Source organism: Rhizobium sp. P1_E6, from assembly GCF_056405875.1.
In genome coordinates, this window is record NZ_JBFUBG010000105.1 from 1 (window position 1) to 20427 (window position 20427).

General features: G+C 60.3%; 17 protein-coding genes and 1 pseudogene. 5 read left to right on the forward strand and 13 right to left on the reverse strand.

The window, feature by feature from the left end; genetic code table 11:
- The 7 genes from AC1D35_RS30570 to AC1D35_RS30600 all read right to left on the reverse strand — a co-directional run.
- Window positions 1-846 (reverse strand): mannitol dehydrogenase family protein (locus tag AC1D35_RS30570; RefSeq protein WP_477941624.1); only part of this gene is annotated, 846 nt, incomplete at its 3' end.
- 105 nt (window positions 847-951) lie between these two features.
- Entirely contained in the window at window positions 952-1950 is a 999-nt protein-coding gene (locus tag AC1D35_RS30575; RefSeq protein ID WP_113295946.1) for an ABC transporter ATP-binding protein, read from the reverse strand.
- An 18-nt stretch (window positions 1951-1968) separates the two neighbouring features.
- Window positions 1969-2799, reverse strand: a complete 831-nt coding sequence (locus AC1D35_RS30580) for a carbohydrate ABC transporter permease (protein ID WP_113295945.1) — start codon at window positions 2797-2799, stop codon at window positions 1969-1971.
- A 1-nt stretch (window position 2800) separates the two neighbouring features.
- Window positions 2801-3673 (reverse strand): carbohydrate ABC transporter permease, encoded by an 873-nt coding sequence (locus tag AC1D35_RS30585; RefSeq protein ID WP_477941627.1) that lies wholly within the window; start codon window positions 3671-3673, stop codon window positions 2801-2803.
- Between the two features lie 132 nt (window positions 3674-3805).
- Window positions 3806-5116 (reverse strand): ABC transporter substrate-binding protein, encoded by a 1311-nt coding sequence (locus AC1D35_RS30590; protein ID WP_113310392.1) that lies wholly within the window; start codon window positions 5114-5116, stop codon window positions 3806-3808.
- A gap of 146 nt (window positions 5117-5262) precedes the next feature.
- Entirely contained in the window at window positions 5263-6216 is a 954-nt protein-coding gene (locus AC1D35_RS30595; protein ID WP_113310393.1) for a sugar-binding transcriptional regulator, read from the reverse strand.
- 98 nt (window positions 6217-6314) lie between these two features.
- Window positions 6315-6971 carry an exopolysaccharide biosynthesis protein gene (locus AC1D35_RS30600; protein WP_113310394.1) on the reverse strand — a complete coding sequence of 219 codons (657 nt, stop codon included), beginning with the start codon at window positions 6969-6971 and terminating at the stop codon, window positions 6315-6317.
- A 186-nt stretch (window positions 6972-7157) separates the two neighbouring features.
- Between AC1D35_RS30600 and AC1D35_RS30605 the strand changes: the two genes are divergently transcribed.
- Entirely contained in the window at window positions 7158-8069 is a 912-nt protein-coding gene (locus AC1D35_RS30605; protein ID WP_113295941.1) for an ROK family protein, read from the forward strand.
- Between the two features lie 59 nt (window positions 8070-8128).
- Here AC1D35_RS30605 and AC1D35_RS30610 read toward each other — a convergent pair whose 3' ends face one another.
- The 5 genes from AC1D35_RS30610 to AC1D35_RS30630 all read right to left on the reverse strand — a co-directional run bounded on the left by AC1D35_RS30610 (window position 8129) and on the right by AC1D35_RS30630 (window position 15740).
- The gene (locus AC1D35_RS30610; protein ID WP_477941636.1) at window positions 8129-10042 is read right to left on the reverse strand and encodes a beta-N-acetylhexosaminidase; all 1914 of its coding nucleotides are present in this window, start codon (window positions 10040-10042) and stop codon (window positions 8129-8131) included.
- A 147-nt stretch (window positions 10043-10189) separates the two neighbouring features.
- Window positions 10190-13336, reverse strand: coding sequence for an efflux RND transporter permease subunit (locus AC1D35_RS30615; protein ID WP_113310395.1), 3147 nt, complete (start codon window positions 13334-13336; stop codon window positions 10190-10192).
- Between the two features lie 26 nt (window positions 13337-13362).
- On the reverse strand, window positions 13363-14502 hold the full coding sequence (locus tag AC1D35_RS30620; protein ID WP_477941631.1) for an efflux RND transporter periplasmic adaptor subunit: 1140 nt from the start codon (window positions 14500-14502) through the stop codon (window positions 13363-13365).
- 49 nt (window positions 14503-14551) lie between these two features.
- A complete protein-coding gene (locus AC1D35_RS30625) occupies window positions 14552-15160 on the reverse strand; it encodes a TetR/AcrR family transcriptional regulator (protein WP_113295938.1) in 609 nt (202 codons plus the stop codon).
- Window positions 15161-15308: 148 nt separating this feature from the next.
- On the reverse strand, window positions 15309-15740 hold the full coding sequence (locus tag AC1D35_RS30630; RefSeq protein ID WP_113295937.1) for an OsmC family protein: 432 nt from the start codon (window positions 15738-15740) through the stop codon (window positions 15309-15311).
- Between the two features lie 191 nt (window positions 15741-15931).
- Here AC1D35_RS30630 and AC1D35_RS30635 point away from each other — a divergent pair, with 191 nt between their 5' ends.
- From AC1D35_RS30635 to AC1D35_RS30650, 4 genes and pseudogenes are all read left to right on the forward strand, one after another.
- Window positions 15932-16672: a FadR/GntR family transcriptional regulator gene (locus tag AC1D35_RS30635; RefSeq protein ID WP_113310397.1), complete on the forward strand. Its 741-nt coding sequence runs from the start codon at window positions 15932-15934 to the stop codon at window positions 16670-16672.
- Window positions 16673-16742: 70 nt separating this feature from the next.
- Window positions 16743-17891, forward strand: coding sequence for a galactonate dehydratase (gene dgoD, locus AC1D35_RS30640; RefSeq protein WP_477941637.1), 1149 nt, complete (start codon window positions 16743-16745; stop codon window positions 17889-17891).
- A gap of 94 nt (window positions 17892-17985) precedes the next feature.
- Window positions 17986-18381: a DoxX family protein gene (locus AC1D35_RS30645; protein ID WP_113296792.1), complete on the forward strand. Its 396-nt coding sequence runs from the start codon at window positions 17986-17988 to the stop codon at window positions 18379-18381.
- Between the two features lie 77 nt (window positions 18382-18458).
- Window positions 18459-19237: pseudogene (locus AC1D35_RS30650) on the forward strand (SDR family oxidoreductase).
- A 280-nt stretch (window positions 19238-19517) separates the two neighbouring features.
- On the opposite strand, the gene AC1D35_RS30655 reads toward AC1D35_RS30650, so the two are convergent.
- Window positions 19518-20427: adenylate/guanylate cyclase domain-containing protein (locus AC1D35_RS30655; RefSeq protein WP_477941634.1), on the reverse strand; the 910-nt coding region annotated here is incomplete at its 5' end.

A 20427-nucleotide genomic window follows, 5' to 3' on the forward strand; every position in this document is an offset into this window, starting at 1 on the left:
GGTGACGCCCACCTTTTCGAGCGCCGGGCGGCCCATCGGAAACTTGTCTTCCAGCACCCACTGCTTGAACTCTTCGCAATAGACCGGCCAGTTATCCTCGATATCGAAATTATCCTTGAGAAAATCGATCTCGCGTTGGCTGGTCGCCGGCGTGATACGGTCCACCATGCCGTTCGGGAAGGAGACATTGGCCTTGATCCAGTCGGCAAAGGCTGGATCGGAGAGCTTCGCCGTGCCGACGACGGCGTTGGCAGTCACGACGCCGTTGTGGGGAATGTTGTCGCAGGACATGACGGTGAAGGGCTCGATGCCCTTGTCCTTGCGCACCTTCAGGCCGGCAACGATCAGACCGAAGACCGTCTTCGGCGTCGCCGGGTTCTGGCCATCAGCGGCAATCGCCGGGTGCGCCGGATTGAACTTGCCCGAGGCATCGATGAAATAGCCGCCTTCGGTGATCGTCATCGAGACGATGCGAATAGTTGGATCGGCGAGCTTGGCGATGATAACAGCGGGTTCACCGACCGGCAGGATATCGATCATCGGCCCGGTCACGCGTGCGGCCGTCCTATTGTTGTCCTGCTCGACGACGGTCGTCAGGAAATCCTGAGCAGCGAGCTTGTCGCGCATAGCAGCATCCGAAGGCAGAACGCCGGCCCCGATGATGGCCCAGTGATGGTCGCTACCGGCATTGAAGAGATCGTCGAGATAGATCGCCTGATGGGCGCGATGGAAATTACCGACGCCGAAGTGCACGATGCCGGCTTTCAGCGACGCCCGGTCGTAAGCCGGAATGGCCGCGGTCTTTGCCGCCTCGGCGAGCGTTGCCAGCGATAATTTGCACGTCATGTTTCAGTCCTCTTGAAGGTCTTGCGAAAGGACTTCCGCCCTCCCGGTAGCGCGGTCCGGACGAAATCGCCCGATCCGCATGTCTGCCCCCAGCCGGTAGCAGCCTCAGATGGCGAGGCCGCCCTCGTTGAATTTATGGATACGCGTCTTGTCCGGCGTCAGGTAGACGATATCGCCGGCTTTGGCTGCAAAGTCGCCATTGCTGCGCGCCGTCGCCATGCCGATACCCTCGACATCGACGTGCAGGAATGTGTCGGAGCCCAGATGCTCGGCAACCGTGACCCTGCCCTTCCAGTCACCGCTTTCGGTCGACAGCAGCACGTGTTCGGGACGGATACCGATTGTGTGCGCATTGAGCTGCGCCGCATTCTGCCCTTTGATGAAATTCATTTTAGGTGAGCCGATGAAGCCGGCGACGAAGAGGTTTCGCGGGCTGCGATAGAGCTCCAGCGGCGAGCCGACCTGCTCGATATTGCCCCTATTCAGAACCACGATCTTGTCGGCCATGGTCATGGCTTCCACCTGGTCGTGGGTAACGTAGACCATCGTCGTTTTCAGCTGCTGGTGCAGCTCGCTGATTTCGATACGCATGTTGACGCGCAGCGCCGCATCGAGGTTCGACAGTGGCTCGTCGAAGAGGAAGGCCGACGGCTGGCGCACGATGGCGCGGCCGATCGCGACGCGTTGGCGCTGGCCGCCCGAGAGCTGGCGCGGCTTGCGATCCAGATAGTCGCCGAGGTTCAGCACGCGCGCCGCATCGGTCACCTTGCGGTCGATCTCGGCCTTGTCCATGCCCGCCATCTTCAGCGGGAAGGCGATGTTGTTGCGCACGCTCATATGCGGATAGAGCGCATAGGACTGGAAGACCATCGCCAGACCGCGTTCGGACGGCGCCTTCTCGGTCGCGTCCTTGCCGTCGATGACGATCTTGCCGCCAGAGACATCCTCGAGCCCAGCGATCAGGCGCAGCAAGGTGGACTTGCCGCAGCCGGAGGGACCGACGAAGACGACGAATTCGCCGTCCCTGATGTCGAGATCGATCGAAGGGATGACCTTGGCTTCGCCGAAGACCTTCGAAACCTTTTGAAGGGTAATGCTGCCCATGTTTCTCTCCCTATGATCTTATTTCACCGCGCCGAAGGTCAGGCCGCGGACGAGTTGTTTCTGGCTGAACCAGCCGAGGATGAGGATCGGCGCGATCGCCATGGTCGAAGCCGCCGAAAGCTTGGCATAGAACAGGCCTTCCGGGCTCGAATAGGAAGCGATGAAGGCTGTCAGCGGCGCCGCCTTGGAGGCCGTCAGGTTCAGCGTCCAGAAGGCTTCGTTCCAGGCGAGGATGATATTGAGCAGCAGGGTCGAGGCAATGCCCGGCACGGCCATCGGCGTCAGCACGTAGACGATTTCCTTGACGAGCGAGGCTCCGTCCATGCGTGCGGCTTCCAGGATTTCGCCGGGGATTTCCTTGAAGTAGGTATAGAGCATCCAGACGATGATCGGCAGGTTGATCAGCGTCAGCACGATCACAAGCCCGGTGCGTGTATCGAGCAGGCCGAAATTGCGGAATAACAGGTATATCGGGATGAGAGCGCCGACCGGCGGCATCATTTTGGTCGACAGCATCCACATCAGCACATCCTTCGTCCGCTTGGTCGGCGCAAAGGCCATGGCCCAGGCGGCCGGGATGGCGATGATGAGGCCGATCAGCGTCGAGCCGAAGGAGATCACCACCGAATTCATGAAGTGGGTAAGATAGTCGGACCGGCTCTGCACTTCAGCATAGTTCTCGGTCGTCCAGTGGAAGAACAGGAACTGCGGCGGCGAAGCGATGGCATCCGCCTCCGACTTGAAGCTTGTGAGGAAGGTCCAGAGGATCGGGAAGAAGATCAGGATGCCGAGCGACCAGGCGATCGCGGTCATGATGACCTTGCGTTGGGTGGTGACCTTTCTAGCCATCTCAAGCCTCCAGATTCTTGCCGACGAGGCGGACGAGGAAGATCGCAACGATATTGGCAAGCACGACCGCCACGATACCGCCCGCCGAAGCCCCGCCGATATCGAACTGCAGCAGCGCCTGGGAATAGACGAGAAAGGTGAGGTTGGTGCTCTGCGTGCCCGGGCCGCCGTTGGTGGTGACCAGGATTTCGGCGAAGACCGACAGCAGGAAGATCGTCTGGATCAGGATTACCACGGTAATGGCACGGGCCATATGCGGCAGGATGATGTAGATGAACTTCGAAATCGGCCCGGCGCCGTCCATCTCGGAGGCTTCCTTCTGCTCTTCGTCAAGCGATTGAAGCGCGGTGAGCATGATGAGCGTGGCAAAGGGAAGCCACTGCCAGGCAAYGATCAGGATGACCGAGAAAAGCGGCACGCTGGCCAGCCAGTCGATCGGCTGCAGGCCGACAGCCTTCGCCATGTAGGCGAAGAGACCGTTGACCGGGTTCATGAACATGTTTTTCCAGACGAGCGCGGCCACTGTCGGCATGACGAAGAAGGGCGCAATGACCAGGATGCGTACAATGCCCTGGCCGTAAATCGGCTGATCGAGCAGGAGTGCAAAGAGAATGCCGCCGACAACGGTGATGACAAGCACACCGGCAACCAGCACCAGCGTATTGATGAGCGCGGCGAAAAAGGCCGGGTCGGTAAGGAAGTATTCGTAGTTTAAGAGACCGACGAAACTCTCCATGCCCGGGTTGAGCAGATTGTAGTTAAGCAGGGAGAAGTAAATCGTCATCGCGAGCGGGACGATCATCCACGCAAAGAGCAGCACCACGGAGGGTGCAATCATCAGGCGTGCTGCGGAGCGAGTGTGAAACGTTGCCATGGCAAATCACCGGTCTGATCTGAAGCGGATGTGGCTGAGGACAGCTCTGAAAAAGAGGCCGCCGATGCAGTTCGGGCAATCGGCGGCCCAGAGGTGCGGAATGTCAAACATTCCGTACATTCTCAGGAGGTATTACTTGATGTAGCCCGCCTTGGTCATTTCGCGGGTGGTCAGCTGCTGTGCACTCTGCAGGGCTTGGTCGACCGAGATCTGGCCGGCAAGGGCTGCGGAGAACTGCTGGCCGACGGCCGTGCCGATGCCCTGGAATTCCGGGATCGCCACGAACTGGACGCCGACATAGGGAACCGGCTTGACAGTCGGCTTGGTCGGATCGGCGGAGTTGATGCTGTCGAGCGTCATCTTCGCGAAGGAAGCGGCCTTCTGGTAGTCGGCATTGGCATAGAGCGAACTGCGCGTGCCCGGAGGTGCGTTCAGCCAGCCTTCCTTCTCGGCGACGAGGTTGGTGTAATCCTTGCTCGTTGCCCAGGAGATGAACTTCTCGGCGGCTTCGGACTTCTGCGAGCCTGCCGGGATGGCGAGGTTCCAGGCCCAGAGCCAGTTGCCGCGCTTGCCGAGGCCCTTGTCCGGGGCCAGCGCAAAGCCGACCTTGTCAGCAACCTGCGACTGCTTCGGATCGGCAACGAAGGATGCAGCAACCGTTGCATCGATCCACATGCCGCACTTGCCGGTCTGGAAGAGCGCCAGGTTTTCGTTGAAGCCGTTGGAAGAAGCACCGGGAGGGCCGGCATCCTTCATCAGGTTGACGTAGAAGCTGAGTGTATCCTTCCACTCGGGCTGATCGAACTGCGGCTTCCACTGTTCATCGAACCAGCGGGCACCGAAGGAGTTCGACATAGCCGTCAGGAAGGCCATGTTTTCGCCCCAGCCGGCCTTGCCGCGCAGGCAGATGCCGTAGATTTCCTTGTCCTTGTTGGTGATCTTCTTCGCAGCGTCTGCGATGAAGTCCCAGGTCGGCGCGTCGGGCATCTTCAGGCCGGCAGCATCGAAGAGATCCTTGCGGTACATGACCATGGAGCTTTCGCCGTAGAACGGAGCTGCATAGAGCTTGCCGTCCTGGCTGATGCCGCTGCGGATTGCCGGCAGCAGATCGTCCACGTCATAGTTGGCGCCGAGGTTGTCGAGCGGCAGGAGCCAGCCTTTCTTCGCCCAGATCGGAACTTCATAGGTGCCGATCGTCAGGACGTCGTACTGGCCGCCCTTGGTCGCGATGTCGGTCGTGACCTTCTGGCGCAGAACGTTTTCTTCGAGGGTTACCCATTCAAGGTCGATGCCGGGATTCTTCGCCTTGAAATCATCCGTCAGCTTCTGCATCCGGATCATGTCGCCGTTGTTCACGGTCGCGATTGTCAGCGTTTCAGCCGAAGCCATGCCGGCAAACGCCATTGCTGAGCAGGCGCCCAGCAGGAGAGTTCTCAATGTCATATCTTCCTCCCAGAAGATGAGTAGTGAGCATTCGCTTTGCTCATGGGCAATTACTCATCAGCGGGGAAAATTTGTCAATCGGCAATCGTTGCTGCAGTGCCGAACAAAACATCTATCCTATTGATTCAAAACGGTAATATTTTTGCTCAGCTGCTGAGCAAAAACTCAGCCGTCTCCTCGTCGGTGATCAAACCGTTCACCTGATGGCCTGTGATGGCGGCCCTGATCGCCTTGAACTTACGCTTGCCCTTGGCGATACCGATGACGACAGACGAATCGCGCGGCGGGATAGGAGCGGACGCAACACGCTCGTTGATCGGGTTGTCGAGCAGCTTGCCGTCGGCATCGAAAATCCAACCGCAGATTTCACCCACAGCACCGCCGCGCATCAGCTCCATCATCTCGTCTTTTTCGAGGAAACCGTCGACGCAGAGCGGGCCGTCGATGCCGAGTTCGCCGATACCGACGAAGGTCACATCCGCCTGTGCGCTGATCGCCAGCGTCGAGCGCACGAGCTGCTGGCCGTGCAGAAGCTCCCGTTCCTCTGACGAGGTGACGAGAACCGGCAGCGGCATCGGGTAGTGCCGCGCCTTCACGGCATCGGCCATGCTGAAGATGACGTTGTAATAGGCGGCCGAACCGTCGGGCGCGATATTGCCCGTCAGCGAGACGATGCGGTGATTGGGACATTCGATCGCCGGCAACTGGTCGACGGCAGCCTTCAGCGTCCGCCCGGTGCCGACTGCGAGCACGATCGGGTCCGGACGTTTCAGCCAGCGCTCGATTTCGGAAGCCGCCGCCTCCGCAATACCCACCGTCGTCGATGAGGAGCCTGGATCGCTCGGAACGATCTCGACATGCTTGAGGCCGAATTTCTTGCGCAGCTGATTGCCGAGTTCGAGGCAGGCGGCAATCGGATGGTCGAGCCGCACCTTGATCAGCCGCTCGGCCACGGCAAGCGAAACGAGCCGCTGCGCCGACTGGCGCGAAATACCCATGGCGGATGCGATTTCATCCTGCGTGCGGCCGGCGACATAATAGAGCCAGCCGGCGCGCGCCGCATCGTCCAGCCGTCCGGAAGTCTCCGATTTTTTTACCATTGCCGCCGCCGATTAATTTCTTTGAGTCTATCTGGTGTCAGATCAAAACAAAAATCGGGCAAATGTCGAGGGCGTTGAAAAAATGAGCAGCCGGTTCTTCATCCGAACCACTGCATGACGATGTAGATGGCTGCCTTGACGAGACCGTAAATCACCCCGGCAGCAACGATGAGCGAGACGGCCGTCATGATGAAACCGAGAAGCGAAAACAGCCCGTCCCGGCCGAGAATCGCAAAGGCAAAGACGGAAATCGCGATCGCCGGCAGGATATTGCCGAGCGGCACCGGCAGCACGAGAACGATCGCCAGCACCAGACAGCAGAAGCCCGCCAGATATTCCGCCGGCGGCTCGACAAAAATGCTCAGACGTGGCTGCAGCATACGCTCCGCCCGGGCAAGCCAGGGATGAATGCGCCCGACGATCGTCTCGAAATCCTCCCGCCGCATGGAGCGCGCCGCAATCGCCTTCGGCAGCCACGGCTTCAGGCCGAAGGTGAGCTGGGCGGCAAGGAAAATCAGCGGTGCGCCAAGCAGCGAGGAGGTGCCGGGCGGTGTCGGAAAGGCATTCGGCAATGCGAAGATCAGCATCAGTGCGCCGATCGCCCTATCACCCATTGTCTGGAACAGGTCGCCGATCGACACGCGTTCGCGGCTTCGATCCGCCGCCATCTGTCGAAGGATGGAGGAAAGCCGCCGGCCTTTCGGACGCGGCCTGCGGGCGGTGGTTCTGTGCGTTTCGGTATTTTCGATTGTCATGAATCCGGCGTCGGTAGGTGAATAGCGGAAAGCTCTGCTCGCGCAATATGCCAATAGGATGACCTTGGCGGAGGAAATTATCAGATCATGCAATCGATCGAGCTTAGTTCATTTATCGAATAATCCTTGTAATTCCCCGCCAACAGTGCGAGCAGACGCCAAGAACAGACAATTGGCAGGCATGCGATGATTATTTCATTCGATATCGGTGGCTCCGCCATCAAGGGCGGAATTGCGCGTTCGGAATCCGACATCGTGCCGCTTGGCCGGCGCCCGACCCCTAAGGATGATTTTCCGGCTTTCGTCGAGACGCTGAAGAGCTTCATAGCCGAGGCGGGCGAACAACCCTCGCGCATTGCGCTGTCGATTGCCGGCGTCGTCGATCCCGATACACAGCGCCTGATCGTCGCCAACATTCCCTGCATTCACGACCGCAACCTTGCCGCCGATCTGGAGGCCGAACTCGGCCTGCCCGTGCTGGTTGCCAACGATGCCGATTGTTTCGCCATGGCGGAAGCCGAACTCGGTGCCGGGCGAGGCCACCGCATTGTCTTCGGCGCCATCCTCGGCACCGGCGTCGGCGGCGGTGTCGTCTCCGATGGTCGGCTCATCAATGAATCGGGCGGTTTTGCCGGCGAATGGGGGCACGGCCCGATCATCGCATCGCAAGCCGGCACTCCGCCGGTCGCCATCCCCGCCTATGCCTGCGGCTGCGGCCAGAAGGGCTGCGTCGATACCGTCGGTGGCGCGCGCGGTCTCGAACGCCTGCACCAGACGCTGCACGACCTGGACCTTTCCAGCGAGGAGATCATCACCGACTGGCGCAACGGCGAAGAAAAGGCCAATCGCACGATCGACGTCTATGTCGATCTCGTCGCTTCGCCGCTCGCGCTCGCCATCAACATCACAGGCGCAACCATCGTGCCAGTTGGCGGAGGCCTCTCGAATGTCGAAGCGCTTCTGGCGGAATTGGATCAAGCGGTGCGCGCCCGCATCCTGCGGAAATTCGATCGTCCGCTGGTCGTGCGCAGCGAATGCCGTATCGAGCCGGGTCTGATCGGCGCGGCACTTCTGGGCCTGAAGGCTGAAGCGGCCTAAAGCAATTCCAGCTAAAGTGCGCAGCGGTTTTGCGTCCGGAATGGCGGGAAAGCAGAGCTCTAAAGCGTCGGCCACATCCGGACGATCGCGGCAAAGCGCAGCCAGTCCTTGCGCAGGCAAGGCGTCCAGGCTGCTTCCGCGACGGCCGGCAGCCGCGGGAAAACCAGCCGGTTGAAATAGGCGCGCGAGACGAAATTCTCGCCCCAGATGCAGGCCTGGATGCCCCGCATCCGGCCTCTTAGCTCTTCCGGCAATTCGCCTTCGGCCTCATAGGCATAGGTCTTTTCCGGTGGCGTGAAGCCGGCCCAGCTAGCACCCGGCTCTCCCCAACTTTCTGCCTGTGCCATATCGAGATAATAGGCCTGCCCCGGCGTCATGACGATATCGTAGCCTTCGCTCGCCAGTTCGATGCCGACCTCCGGCTTTTCCCAGGCCATCAGCAGCGTGCCCTCGCGATCGACGCCGCCGCCATGCGAAACCTCGTTCCAGCCGGCAAGCTTCTTGCCGCGCTCCGAAAGCATCGCCTTGATCCGCCGCAGGAAATAAGACTGCAGCTCGGCTGTGCCCGCAAGCTTCTCCCGCTCCATCAGGGCCGTGCAGGCAGGGGAGGCCAGCCAGGAACCGTGTGGCACCTCATCCCCGCCGATATGGATATAGTCGGACGGAAAAAGCGGAAGCATTTCATCGAACACCTTGCCGAGGAATTCGTAAGTGAATTCGACCGCAGGATTGAGCGCATTGTTGGGATAACCCTGCACCGACTGGTAGCCGTTCGGTTTCTCCTGCCCGTCGACGAGCTGCGGCAGGGAGAGAAGTGCTGCAGTGCTATGACCGGGTATATCGATCTCCGGCACGACTTCGACGCGCAACATGCCTGCATGGGCAACGATCCGRCGGACATCATCCTGGCTATAAAATCCTGATCGCGGCTCTGYGCCGTCGCCGAGCTGCGGCACCAGAACCTCGCCAGGCCCACGCTTTGCGCCGATCTCCGTAAGCCCAGGATAGGCCTTGATCTCCAGCCGCCAGGCTTCATCGTCGGTCAGATGCCAGTGGAAAATATTGAGCTTGTTCCAGGCAAGGATATCGATCAGCCGTTCGACATCCGCAACCGGATAGAACTGCCGGCTGACATCGAGATGACAGCCGCGCCATTCGTAGCGGGGCTGATCGGCGATAGTGCCGAAGACAGGAAACTGGAAGGTTTCCGGATCGTGGCGCGCGCCATGCAGCAGTTGCGCAAGACTGATCAGCCCGTAGAGCAGCCCGGCCGCATCGTCGGTACCAAGAATGATCTCCTGTGCCGTGAACCGTAGCTCATAGGCCGCCTCCATGATTGAGGATTCTCCCTTGAAGCGGACCTGCCGCCCCCCCTGAACCGGCTGCAGCGTGAAAGGCACGTTGTCCGCCGGGAAGAGCCGCTGGTAAAGAGCGAGCACCTTCGCCACGGCCTTGATATTCTTGACGCTCGAGCCAGCTGCCGGATAAAGCGCAACGGGCGGCATATCGTCCGGTCGCAACGACAGGAACAACGGCCATGGCAGCAGCGAAAAGGGCTCCGTCACCTCGCCCTTCGGCAAAAGCTCCGGCAATTCACCGCGCTCCGCACCGTCAAGCATCAGATCGCCGAAGCTGACGGGCGCATGCCGGCCATCGGCAAGCGTGAGATAGGCGGATTTGATACCCGACGTCACGTGCTTCGGGCCGTTCGTCAGGCCTTCCACGGTGAAGTGCCAGCTGCGTCCCGGCTTGATGGTGAGGCCCGACGGCGGCGAAAACTCATGGAAATTCGCAACCCGGCGCTTGAGTGTGGCGTCCTCGGCCACATGCTTGTCTGCCACGCGGATAAGCGAGGTATAGGCAAGCGTAAAGCCGGAAAGCGGTTGAGTGGAAAGATTGAAGAGCGTGAAGGTGAGGCGTCCAAAGCTTCCTTCGACCGGGCTCCAGCTTGCTTCCAGATGGTAATCTGCCACAGTCATGTCCTCCCCCCAACTTATATAGGGCGATCTTTACTCCCGTTTAGCGTCACCCTCTCCTCACATGCTTTCACGGCTTGACAATTTGAAGGCACGAAAGACGGGCTGAAACAAAAATGGCGCGGTCGAAACCGCGCCATTTTGTCATTCGGCTGCCAATGCCGGCGGATGGTGCATGTCCTCATCCGCCTCTTCCTGGTTGGCATTGGCATTTCCTGCATCCTTCGCCTTTGGCTCGCGGCCGAAGAACAAGGCATAGCCGGCCGGCAGCACGAGGATGGTCAGAACGGTGGCGACCAGGATGCCGCCCATCATGGCGTAAGCAAGCGGACCCCAGAAGACACCGCGYGAAATCGGGATCAGCGCCAGCACGGCCGTCAGCGCCGTCAGCGTGATCGGCCGGAAACGGTTCACGGCCGCGCTGATGATCGCCTCATGCCTGTGCATGCCCGCCTTGATGTTCTGGTCGATCTGGTCGACGAGGATAATCGAGTTGCGGATGATGATACCGAGTAGCGCGATGACACCGAGGATGGCCACGAAGCCGAAGGGTGCGCCGCTGATCAGCAGGGCAGAGGCCGCGCCGATAATGCCGAGCGGGCCGGTGGCAAAGACCAGCATCGCCTTGCCGAAATGCTGCAGCTGGGCCATCAGCAGGATCATGATGACGACGAGCATGATCGGCGCCTTGGCGGCAATCGACGCCTGGCTTTCGGCCGAATCCTCCGCGCCGCCCTGGATCTCGATGTTGTAGCCGGCAGGCAGGCTGTCGCGCAGATCCTGCATGTCGTTATAGAGCTTGGTCACCACGTCGTTCGACTGGATATCGTCAGGCAGGGTCGCACGTACCGATATCGTCGGCAGGCGGTCGCGCCGCCATTCGATGCCCTGTTCCATTGATGGCACGACCTTGGCGATCTGCGAGACAGGAACGAAGCCGCCGAAATCCGTCGGCACATAGACCGAATTGACGGCCGAGAGCAGCGAACGGTTCGCATCCGGCTCGCGAGCGACGATCGAGACCGTCTCCTCGCCGTCGCGGAAGTCGTCGAGCGGCGCACCGGACATGGCGGTCTGCAGCATCTGGCGGACACGCTGCGAGGTGACGCCGAGCGCGCGGGCACGGTCCTGGTCGATGACCAGCTTCATCGCCGGCACCGGCTCCAGCCAGTCGTCGTGGACAGCGCCGAGTATCGGATCTTTCGTAAAGCGTTCCTTCACCTGGTCGGCAATCCTGCGCACTTCGGTACGATCGGGACCCATGACACGCATCTGCACCGGCCAGCCCGTCGGCGGGCCGAGGAAGAGGCGGTCGACCTTGCCGCGGATGTCGGGGAAATCTTCCGCGAGGATTGTCCGGAGCTTGGTGATCAGCCGCTCGCGCGCCGGTTCGTCATTGGCCATGATCAGGAGCTGCGCATAGTTCGGGTTGCTAAGCTGCTGGTCGAGCGGCAGGAAGAAGCGGGGCGCGCCTTCGCCGATATAGGTGGCGATGAACTTCTTGTCCGGATCGTCCATCATCTTGGCTTCCAGCGCCTTGGCCTCGACTTCCACCTGCTTGATGCTCGTGCCTTCGGGCAGCCAGAGATCGACGAGGATTTCCGGACGGGAGGACTGCGGGAAGAAGTTCTGCGGAATGAACTGGAAGCTCCACAGGCTGGTGACGAAAGTGGCAAGCGTCAGCGCAAGCACGATGACCCGATGGCGCACCGCCCAGCCGACCGTGCGACGCAGGCCGCGATAGAAGCGGGTGTCGAACACGTCGTGATGTTCACCGGCATGCTTGCGCTGCTTGAGGATCATGTAGCCGAGCCACGGCGTGAAATAGACAGCCACGAACCAGGAAGTCACCAGCGCGATGCCGACGACATAGAAGAGCGAGCGCACATATTCGCCTGCCGTCGATGCCGCAAAGCCGACGGGAATGAAGCCGGCCGTGGTGATCAGCGTACCCGTTAGCATCGGGAAAGCGGTCGAGGAATAGGCGAAGCTCGCCGCGTCGATCTTGACGAGACCTTCCTCGAGCTTTCGCTCCATCAATTCGACGACGATCATTGCATCGTCCACAAGCAGGCCGAGCGCGATGATGAGTGCGCCGAGCGAAATGCGCTGCAGGTCGATACCAAGCTCGTACATGATGGCGAAGGTCGCGGCCAACACCAGCGGAATGGCAATGGCGATGACAAGACCCGAACGCCAGCCGATCGACAGGAACGAGACGATGAGCACGATGGCGAGAGCCTCGCCGAGCGCATGCATGAATTCGCTGACCGCATCGGTCACGACGTCAGGCTGGTTGGAGATCTGGTCGACAGAGACGCCATAGGGCAGCGAATCCTCGAACCGCTTGTAGGTCGCGTCCACGTCCTTGCCGACGTCAGTGACCTTGAAGCCCCTGGCCATGACGACGCCGACCTGCACGCTCTCATGCCCGTTATAGCGGTATTTGCGCTGATAGGGGTCTTCGAGGCCGGAGGTGACGGTGGCGATATCGCCAAGGCGCGTCACCTGATTGCCGGAGCGCAGGCGGAGTTCACGGATATCCTCGACCTTATGGACGTTGCCTTCAACCGAAATGCGCACCGAACGCAAGCCGGTATCGACGTTGCCGGCCGGATCGACGGCATTCTGGCCCTTGATGGCGTTCTGCAGGTCAGGGATCGTCAGGCCGCGCTCGGCGAGCGCCTTGGAGGAGACGTCGATATAGATCTTCTCCGGCTGGTCGCCGATGATGACGGCCTTTTCGACACCCGGCGTCGTCAGCAGCATGTCACGCGCCTGGATCGCGTACTTTTTCAGCTCAGGATAGGAATAGCCGTCGCCGCTGATCGAATGCAGCGTGATGAAAGTATCGCCGAATTCGTCGTTGAAATACGGGCCGAGCAACCCCTGCGGCAGGTCGCCGCTGATATCGCCGACCTTCTTGCGCACCTGGTAGAAGGCATCGGCGACCTGGGCGGAATCCGTATCACCCTTTACCTGTACAGTGATGATCGTGCTGCCGGCACGCGTATAGGACTTCACCCAGTCGAGATGCGGCGTTTCCTGCAGCTTTCGCTCGATCTTGTTGGTGACCTGGTCTTCCATGTCCTGAAGGGAAGCGCCCGGCCAAATCGCCTGGACGACCATGACGCGGAAAGTGAAGTCCGGATCTTCCTTCTGGCCCATGCGCGTTAGGCCGAGCACGCCGGTGATCAGGATCAGCCCGAAAAGGAAGCGCGCGATGCTCGGATGGCCGATCGCCCAGCGCGAAAGATTGAAGGGGCGCTTTTCAGTGGTGTTGGCATCCATGATCCTGTTCCCTCTCTATCAGCCGTTCAGCGGACGGTTGCGTCCGTTTCGGCGGCAGCCGATTGCTGATCGGGAAGTTTGACCTTCAGATTTTCGCTCATGAATTGCGTACCGGCGGCCACGACGAGATCGCCGCTATCGAGCCCCTTTGCGACACGAACCCCGTCGCCGGTGAAATCGGCGACTTCGATGCCGCGGGAGTGCACGGTCGCCGTTCCGCGATCGACGGTCCAGACGACCTTCCTGCCGTCCTTCTGCGCCAGCGCGCTGAGCGGGATGGAAACATAGGTGTTCGTATTGCTGACATCGGCTTCGATCGTCGCGGTCATGCCGAGTAGCACACGCGGATCGTTCGGCAGGCTGACACGCACAGCGAAGGTACGAGACTGCTGGTCGGCGCTACCCGCGACCTCACGAACGGTGCCCTCATGTACAAGCTTGTCATCAGACCAGAAGCTCGCCTTCACGGTCTTGCCGGGCTTGAACTGGGCGATATCGTTTTCCGGCACGGCGATCTGCACTTCCTTCTCGCCATCGACGGCAACGGCAACGACGGGCGTGCCAGATCCGACGACCTGTCCGACATCGGCATTGATGGTCGTCACGATACCGCTATGGTCCGCCTTGAGTTCCGTATAGCTCACCTGGTTCTTCGCCTGGTCGAGCGCGGACGCTGCAGCATCGCGACTCGAAATCGCCTGGTCATGGCTGAGCGAAGCCTGTTCGACCTGGGATTTCGGCGCGACGTTCTTGTCGAAGAGCTGCTCGGCGCGGCGGTTGGCGATGTCGGCCGTCTCGACGGCCTTCTCGGCGGCGGCGAGATTGGCGTCTGCAGTCTTCACCGCAAGCTGGTAGTCGGTCGAGTCGATCCGGGCGAGAACGTCACCCGGCTTCACCTRCTGACCGATATCGACGAGACGCTCGGTAAYCTTGCCGGCGACGCGGAAGCCGAGATTCATTTCGGTGCGCGCCCTTACCGATCCGGAATAGTCGAGCGTGCGGGTATCGCCGGCCTTGGCGATCTCGACCACCTTGACCGGCCGGATGACTTGCCTGACCTCTGCCTTTTCTTCCGTGCAGCCTGCGACGCCAAGACCGACCGCGCCAAGGAGCGCGAGGCTCATGACGGACGGCATGCGATTGCTGAAGGCCTTGAGCGAAAACATCTTTCGCACTCCTGATCGTTTCGGGTTTTCTTGACGGTTTTTGCCGCGTTTATTTTTTCAATGCCCTGATCGAAAATTCGATCAGTTCGTCCACGGCCGCCCGGTTTGTCTTGGCAAGACATTGGGCCACCATCTGCGGATGGCAGAGATTGATGGTCGCCGCCCCGAAGCAGCGGGAGGCTACCTCGGGGTCCTGGTCGGCGAATTCACCGGCAGCGATGCCATCCCGGATGACGTCGGCAATCAGTGCGTGAATGGAGTCGATGTGCTTCTCGATGACATGCCAGTCGCGTTCGATCGCAACGATCACCATCTCATGCACCTTCTGTTGGTCGAGCATGGTGTCGAGCGTCATCTGGTACTGGCTGCGCACATACTGGCGCAGCCGGTCGGAAGCGCCGATGTTCTGGTGGCAGATATTGACTGCAAGCTCGTAGCTGGCGGCCAACATGCGTCCACAGATCGCCTGGTGGATCTCAACCTTGGAAGCAAAGAAGCGATAGATATTGGCGGGCGACATGCCGAGATCGCGGGCCACATCCGCAACCGTCGTCTTGGAATAGCCGTAGTGGCGAAAGAGCCGCTCTGCGGCATCCAGAATACGGGTGACATTTTCCTGCCGTGTGACGTCCAGCGTGGTTTCCGCGATGTCGATCATGGTTTCAGGCCTGACTTTTTACGACTGACGAATTTTAACTTTCATCAGTCGTAAAATATCATCATTCGCTTGTCAATGATTTTGCGCTGCAAACAAAAATGCCGCAGCCCGGAAGGCTGCGGCATTCGATTGGAAAACGCTGGAAGGATCAGGCGAGCTTGACGTCGAGCGTGATCGGAACGGCCGAAAGCGCCTTGGACACCGGGCAACCGGCCTTGGCCATGTTGGCGAGCTCTTCGAACTTTGCCTGGTCGGCGCCAGGAATGCTGCCGGTCAGCGACAGATGGATGGCGGTGATGGCAAAACCGCCCTCTACGCTTTCAAGCGTCACCTTGGCAGATGTTTCCATGTGGTCGGCCTTGAGGCCGGCTTCGCCGAGGATCAGCGACAGGGCCATGGTGAAGCAGCCTGCATGGGCAGCGCCGATAAGCTCTTCCGGGTTTGTGCCGGCAATGCCTTCGAAACGGCTTGCGAAGCCATAGGGGTAATTGCTCAGCGCACCGCTCTGGGTCGAGATCTGACCCTTGCCGTCCTTGAGACCGCCCGACCACTGAGCCGAACCTGTGCGATTGATCTGCATGCCGTCCTCCTGTTTCAACTGATTTTCGAAGCGTTGCGCCGCTCCACCGCGAAGGACGTTCTGCCCTTCCGACCGGCAATATAGTCCTCTATCCGCGGAAGACGACATCAGATTGAATGCCAATCATCATACAAGAAGATTGCTTGTGTATGATGATTGCTTTAAAAGACGTGGCCACGAGGAACCTTCCGATGCAGCCCGCAGCAAGACGCGATGAGAAAACCGCAGCGCCCGAGCGCCGGCCGCGCGTCCGCCGTAACGTGACGGCGGCGATTGCCGAGGATATCTGCGCCAACCGGTACCCCGCCGGTACGCTGCTGCCGCGCGAAAACGACCTTTGCGACCTCCATGGCGTCAGCCGCACCGTCATCCGAGAATCTCTGAAAGTCCTGGAATCCAAGGGGCTTGTACGCGGCAAGCCGCGCATCGGCACCACCGTCTGCGACAAGGACGAATGGAACATCCTCGATCAGGATGTGCTGGAGTGGATGGGGCCTCATCTCGGCGACTTCGACCTGCTGGCGAGTATCCTGGAGGCGCGCCGCACGATCGAGCCGGCAGCGGCCGAATATGCCGCAAGCCGTGCGAGCGCCCAGGAGATCGCCGATCTTGAGGAAGCCTGGCAGCGCATGCAATCGGCAAGCGACGATCCTGAGGCCTTCACCGAGGCGGATCTCCTCTTTCATACCGTGCTTCTCAAGGCGAGCCATAACCAGGTCTTCCATCGCCTCTCCGGCGCCATCCATGCCGCCCTGAAATTCGCGCTTCACGCGTCGAACCTCGCCATGCCGGATCACCGGGAAGCGATTGCCCTTCATGGCAAGGTCGTGGAGGCCCTGCGCTTGCGCGACGCGACAGAGGCGCGCGATTGCGTCAACCGAATTCTCGACCTCGCCAAACGCGACCTCACCGCGGCCGGCAGGACGAAATAACCGAACTCAGAAAATATCGGTGGCTGCGCTCGCCGATGGGAACACGAAGCGAAACGAAAGCACGATTTCCATGAAGATCACCAAACTGACCACCTATATCGTCCCGCCGCGCTGGCTGTTTCTGAAGATCGAAACCGATGAGGGCATCGTCGGCTGGGGCGAACCGGTTGTCGAAGGCCGCGCACTGACCGTCGAGGCCGCCGTCCACGAACTCGCCGATTACCTTGTCGGCAAGGATCCCTTCCTGATCGAAGACCACTGGACAGTCATGTATCGCGGCGGCTTCTATCGCGGCGGCGCTATCCACATGTCGGCGATATCAGGCATCGACCAGGCGCTCTGGGACATCAAGGGCAAGGCGCTCGGCCAGCCGATCCACTCGCTGCTCGGCGGCCAGGTGCGCGACCGCATCAAGGTCTACTCCTGGATCGGCGGCGACCGCCCCTCCGACGTCGCCCGCAAYGCCAAGGACGTTGTGGCYCGYGGCTTCAAGGCGATCAAGCTCAACGGCTGCGAGGAAATGCAGATCGTCGATACCAACGAGAAGATCGACAAGGCGGTCGAGACCATCGCCACCATCCGCGAGGCGATCGGCCCGCATGTCGGCATCGGCGTCGATTTCCACGGCCGYGTSCACAAGCCGATGGCCAAGGTGCTCGCCAAGGAGCTCGAGCCCTACAAGCTGATGTTCATCGAGGAACCTGTTCTCTCCGAGCACCGCGAGACGCTGAAGGAAATCGCCAACCATTGCTCGACGCCGATCGCGCTCGGCGAAAGGCTCTACTCGCGCTGGGACTTCAAGTCGGTTCTCTCGGACGGCTATGTCGATATCATCCAGCCGGACCTGTCGCATGCCGGCGGCATCACCGAATGCCGCAAGATCGCCGCGATGGCCGAAGCCTATGACGTCGCAGTCGCGCCGCATTGCCCGCTCGGTCCGATCGCGCTTGCCGCCTGCCTGCAGGTCGACGCCGTCTCCTACAATGCCTTCATTCAGGAACAGAGCCTCGGCATCCACTATAACAAGGGCAACGACATCCTCGACTACATCTCCAACAAGGAAGTCTTCCAGTATGCCGACGGTTTCGTCTCCATTCCGCAAGGCCCCGGCCTCGGTGTCGAAGTGGACGAAGCCTATGTCATCGAGCGCGCCAAGGAAGGCCATCGCTGGCGCAACCCGATCTGGCGCCACGAAGACGGCAGCTTCGCCGAATGGTAATCAGAAGGGCCGCGAAAGCGGTCCTTTTTCATTCGCCATGTCGGATATCAGGCGCTTCACCCGTCATAGTGGAACTCAAAGAGGAGATTTCACAATGGCCAGAGCAATCGCAATCATCATTGCCCGCATCATCTTCAGCTTCATCTTTTTCATGGCTGCCGGCTTCAAGTTCGCCGATATCGGCGCGACCGCCGGCTACATCACGTCGGCCGGTTTTCCGATGGCGACATTCCTCGCCTGGGTCGCCGCCTTCTTCGAGATCGCGCTGGCGCTCGCGTTCATATCAGGCGCCTTCTTCAGCGAGGCCAGCCTGCTTGCCGGCATCTACGTGATCTTCCTCGCCTTTTCCTTCCATGGCCCGTCCCTCTGGCAGCAGAACCAGGCCGAATTCGGCTTTTTCGTCGATCACTTCTCTTTTCTGGCCGGCTTGCTCTTCGCCGCCGTTCACGGACCGGAAAAGTGGGCGCTGCGCCACAGCCTCCTGAAATAGCCTCCTCGCACGATCGCGCCGGAACCAAGAGCCGCCCTGTTCATTGCCCTTACCGGCAGAGGCAAAAGGAGCGGCTCATGGAGTTGCAGGGAAAGATCGCATTGGTGACCGGCGCAGGCTCCGGCATCGGCAAGGCAACTGCATTGAAGCTCGCCGCTGAGGGCGCAAAGGTCGCGGTGCTGAGCCGCACCGAAAGCGAGGTATTGCAGACCTGCAAGGAGATTGTCGCGGCCGGCGGCCAGTCGATCGAGTTGACTGCTGATACGAGCGACGAAGGACAGATGCGCATCGCGATCGACAAGATGATCGAGACCTTTGGCGGTATCGACATCGTCGTCGCCAATGCCGGCATCAACGGCGTCTGGGCGCCGATCGACGATCTCAAACCCGACGAATGGGATCAGACGATGGCTGTGAACCTTCGCGGCACCTATCTGACCCTGCATCTCACCGTGCCCTATCTGAAGATGAACGGTGGCGCGATCGTCGTCGTTTCCTCCATCAACGGCACCCGCACCTTCACCACACCCGGCGCCACGGCCTATACGGCCACCAAGGCTGGTCAGGTCGCCATGGTCCAGCAACTGGCGCTGGAACTCGGCAAACACGGCATCCGCGTCAACGCCGTCTGCCCGGCGCGATCGAAACCAGCATTTCCGCCAACACCACCACGCGCCACCGCGAGGAAACCGAAGTACCGGTCATCTGGCCGGAGGGCGAAATCCCCATCACCGGCGGCAAGGCCGGGTCGAGCGACGATGTCGCCGAAACGATCCTCTTCCTCTCCTCCGAACGCGCCCGGCATATTACCGGCACGCCCGTCTGGATCGACGGCGGACAGGGATTGCTGCGTTAGGGCTGTTCCTGCGGGGTGCGACTATTGCCTTGGCTCGAAAGGATCATCGGCAGAGGCATAGGATGCATAAACTGCATAGGGTTATTTATAGCTACGTAGGAAAGTATCAGTCATGTCTATCAAGATATGACATTCTCTATAGAACGTAGGGAAATGCCCCTGCATATCCTGCGCCCTATGCAGGCCCCGAAGACCTGATAAATCTCGCTGAACCTCGAAGCGTTCCGCGCGAAAATACCAAGCGATTTGCAGTTGCATCAAGATAAATCGGCCTTGCTGATCAGCCGTTCAGCCGCCCGCTCTCCAGCGTGTAAAGCAACTGCGGGCGCTTGACGCCGCGTAGCGCGTAGCGGCCGATACAGGCGAGAACGTTGCGCTCCGCCTCGGGGATCGCCGCTTCGAAATCCGACGACATCAGCACGTTGAGATCGACCGAACGGCAGATCGAGGCGATGCGGCTCACCTCATTGACGGCCGGCCCGATGACCGTGAAATCAAGCCGGTCCTGACTGCCGATATTACCGTAGAAGACATCGCCGATATGCAGGCCGATATAGACATCGGTCGTCGGCCGCCGGTCCACCTCGCGCGCGGCGTTCAGCACCGCGAGCTTCTGCCGCAGCAGACGCTCAGCCTGCAGGGCCGCAGAACAACATTCTGCCGGCTCCTCGCCTTTGAAGATAGCGAGCACGCCGTCGCCAATCAGCTTCAACACATTGCCGCCAGCCTCATGGATCGCAGTAATCACCACTTCGCTATATTCGTTGAGAAGCGGGATGATCTCTTCCGGCGCCGAATTATCAGATATCTTCGTGTAGTTCAGCAGATCCGAGAACCACAGTGCTGCCGAAATCCGCTCCGACTTTCCGCGTGAGATCTTGCCTTCCATGACCTGGCGCGCTGCATCCTCGCCGAGATAGACCTCGGCGATCGTGCGGGCAATGCGCGCAAGCGCCACGCATTTGATCGCCAGCCCGAGCACCGGCACCAGCTTGCGCAGAATGACAAGGTCCTGCTCAGAAAAGCCTTCCGGGTGTTTGGTCGAAAAGTGCGAGAAGAAGCAGTCCATCTCGCCGATCGTGCCGGCCTCGGCGAAGCGATGCGCCATGGCGACATAATCCGTATGGCCCGACGCATGGATCTGCTCCAGCATGATGAAATCGGTCGGGTCGCCGAAGCCGATCCTGCGT

Coding starts and splice junctions, on each gene's coding strand:
- AC1D35_RS30575 (WP_113295946.1), bottom strand. CDS start 1,950: ATGGGCAGCATTACCCTTCAAAAGGTTTCGAAGGTCTTCGGCGAAGCC.
- AC1D35_RS30580 (WP_113295945.1), bottom strand. CDS start 2,799: ATGGCTAGAAAGGTCACCACCCAACGCAAGGTCATCATGACCGCGATC.
- AC1D35_RS30590 (WP_113310392.1), bottom strand. CDS start 5,116: ATGACATTGAGAACTCTCCTGCTGGGCGCCTGCTCAGCAATGGCGTTT.
- AC1D35_RS30595 (WP_113310393.1), bottom strand. CDS start 6,216: ATGGTAAAAAAATCGGAGACTTCCGGACGGCTGGACGATGCGGCGCGC.
- AC1D35_RS30600 (WP_113310394.1), bottom strand. CDS start 6,971: ATGACAATCGAAAATACCGAAACGCACAGAACCACCGCCCGCAGGCCG.
- AC1D35_RS30605 (WP_113295941.1), top strand. CDS start 7,158: ATGATTATTTCATTCGATATCGGTGGCTCCGCCATCAAGGGCGGAATT.
- AC1D35_RS30625 (WP_113295938.1), bottom strand. CDS start 15,160: ATGATCGACATCGCGGAAACCACGCTGGACGTCACACGGCAGGAAAAT.
- AC1D35_RS30630 (WP_113295937.1), bottom strand. CDS start 15,740: ATGCAGATCAATCGCACAGGTTCGGCTCAGTGGTCGGGCGGTCTCAAG.
- AC1D35_RS30635 (WP_113310397.1), top strand. CDS start 15,932: ATGCAGCCCGCAGCAAGACGCGATGAGAAAACCGCAGCGCCCGAGCGC.
- AC1D35_RS30645 (WP_113296792.1), top strand. CDS start 17,986: ATGGCCAGAGCAATCGCAATCATCATTGCCCGCATCATCTTCAGCTTC.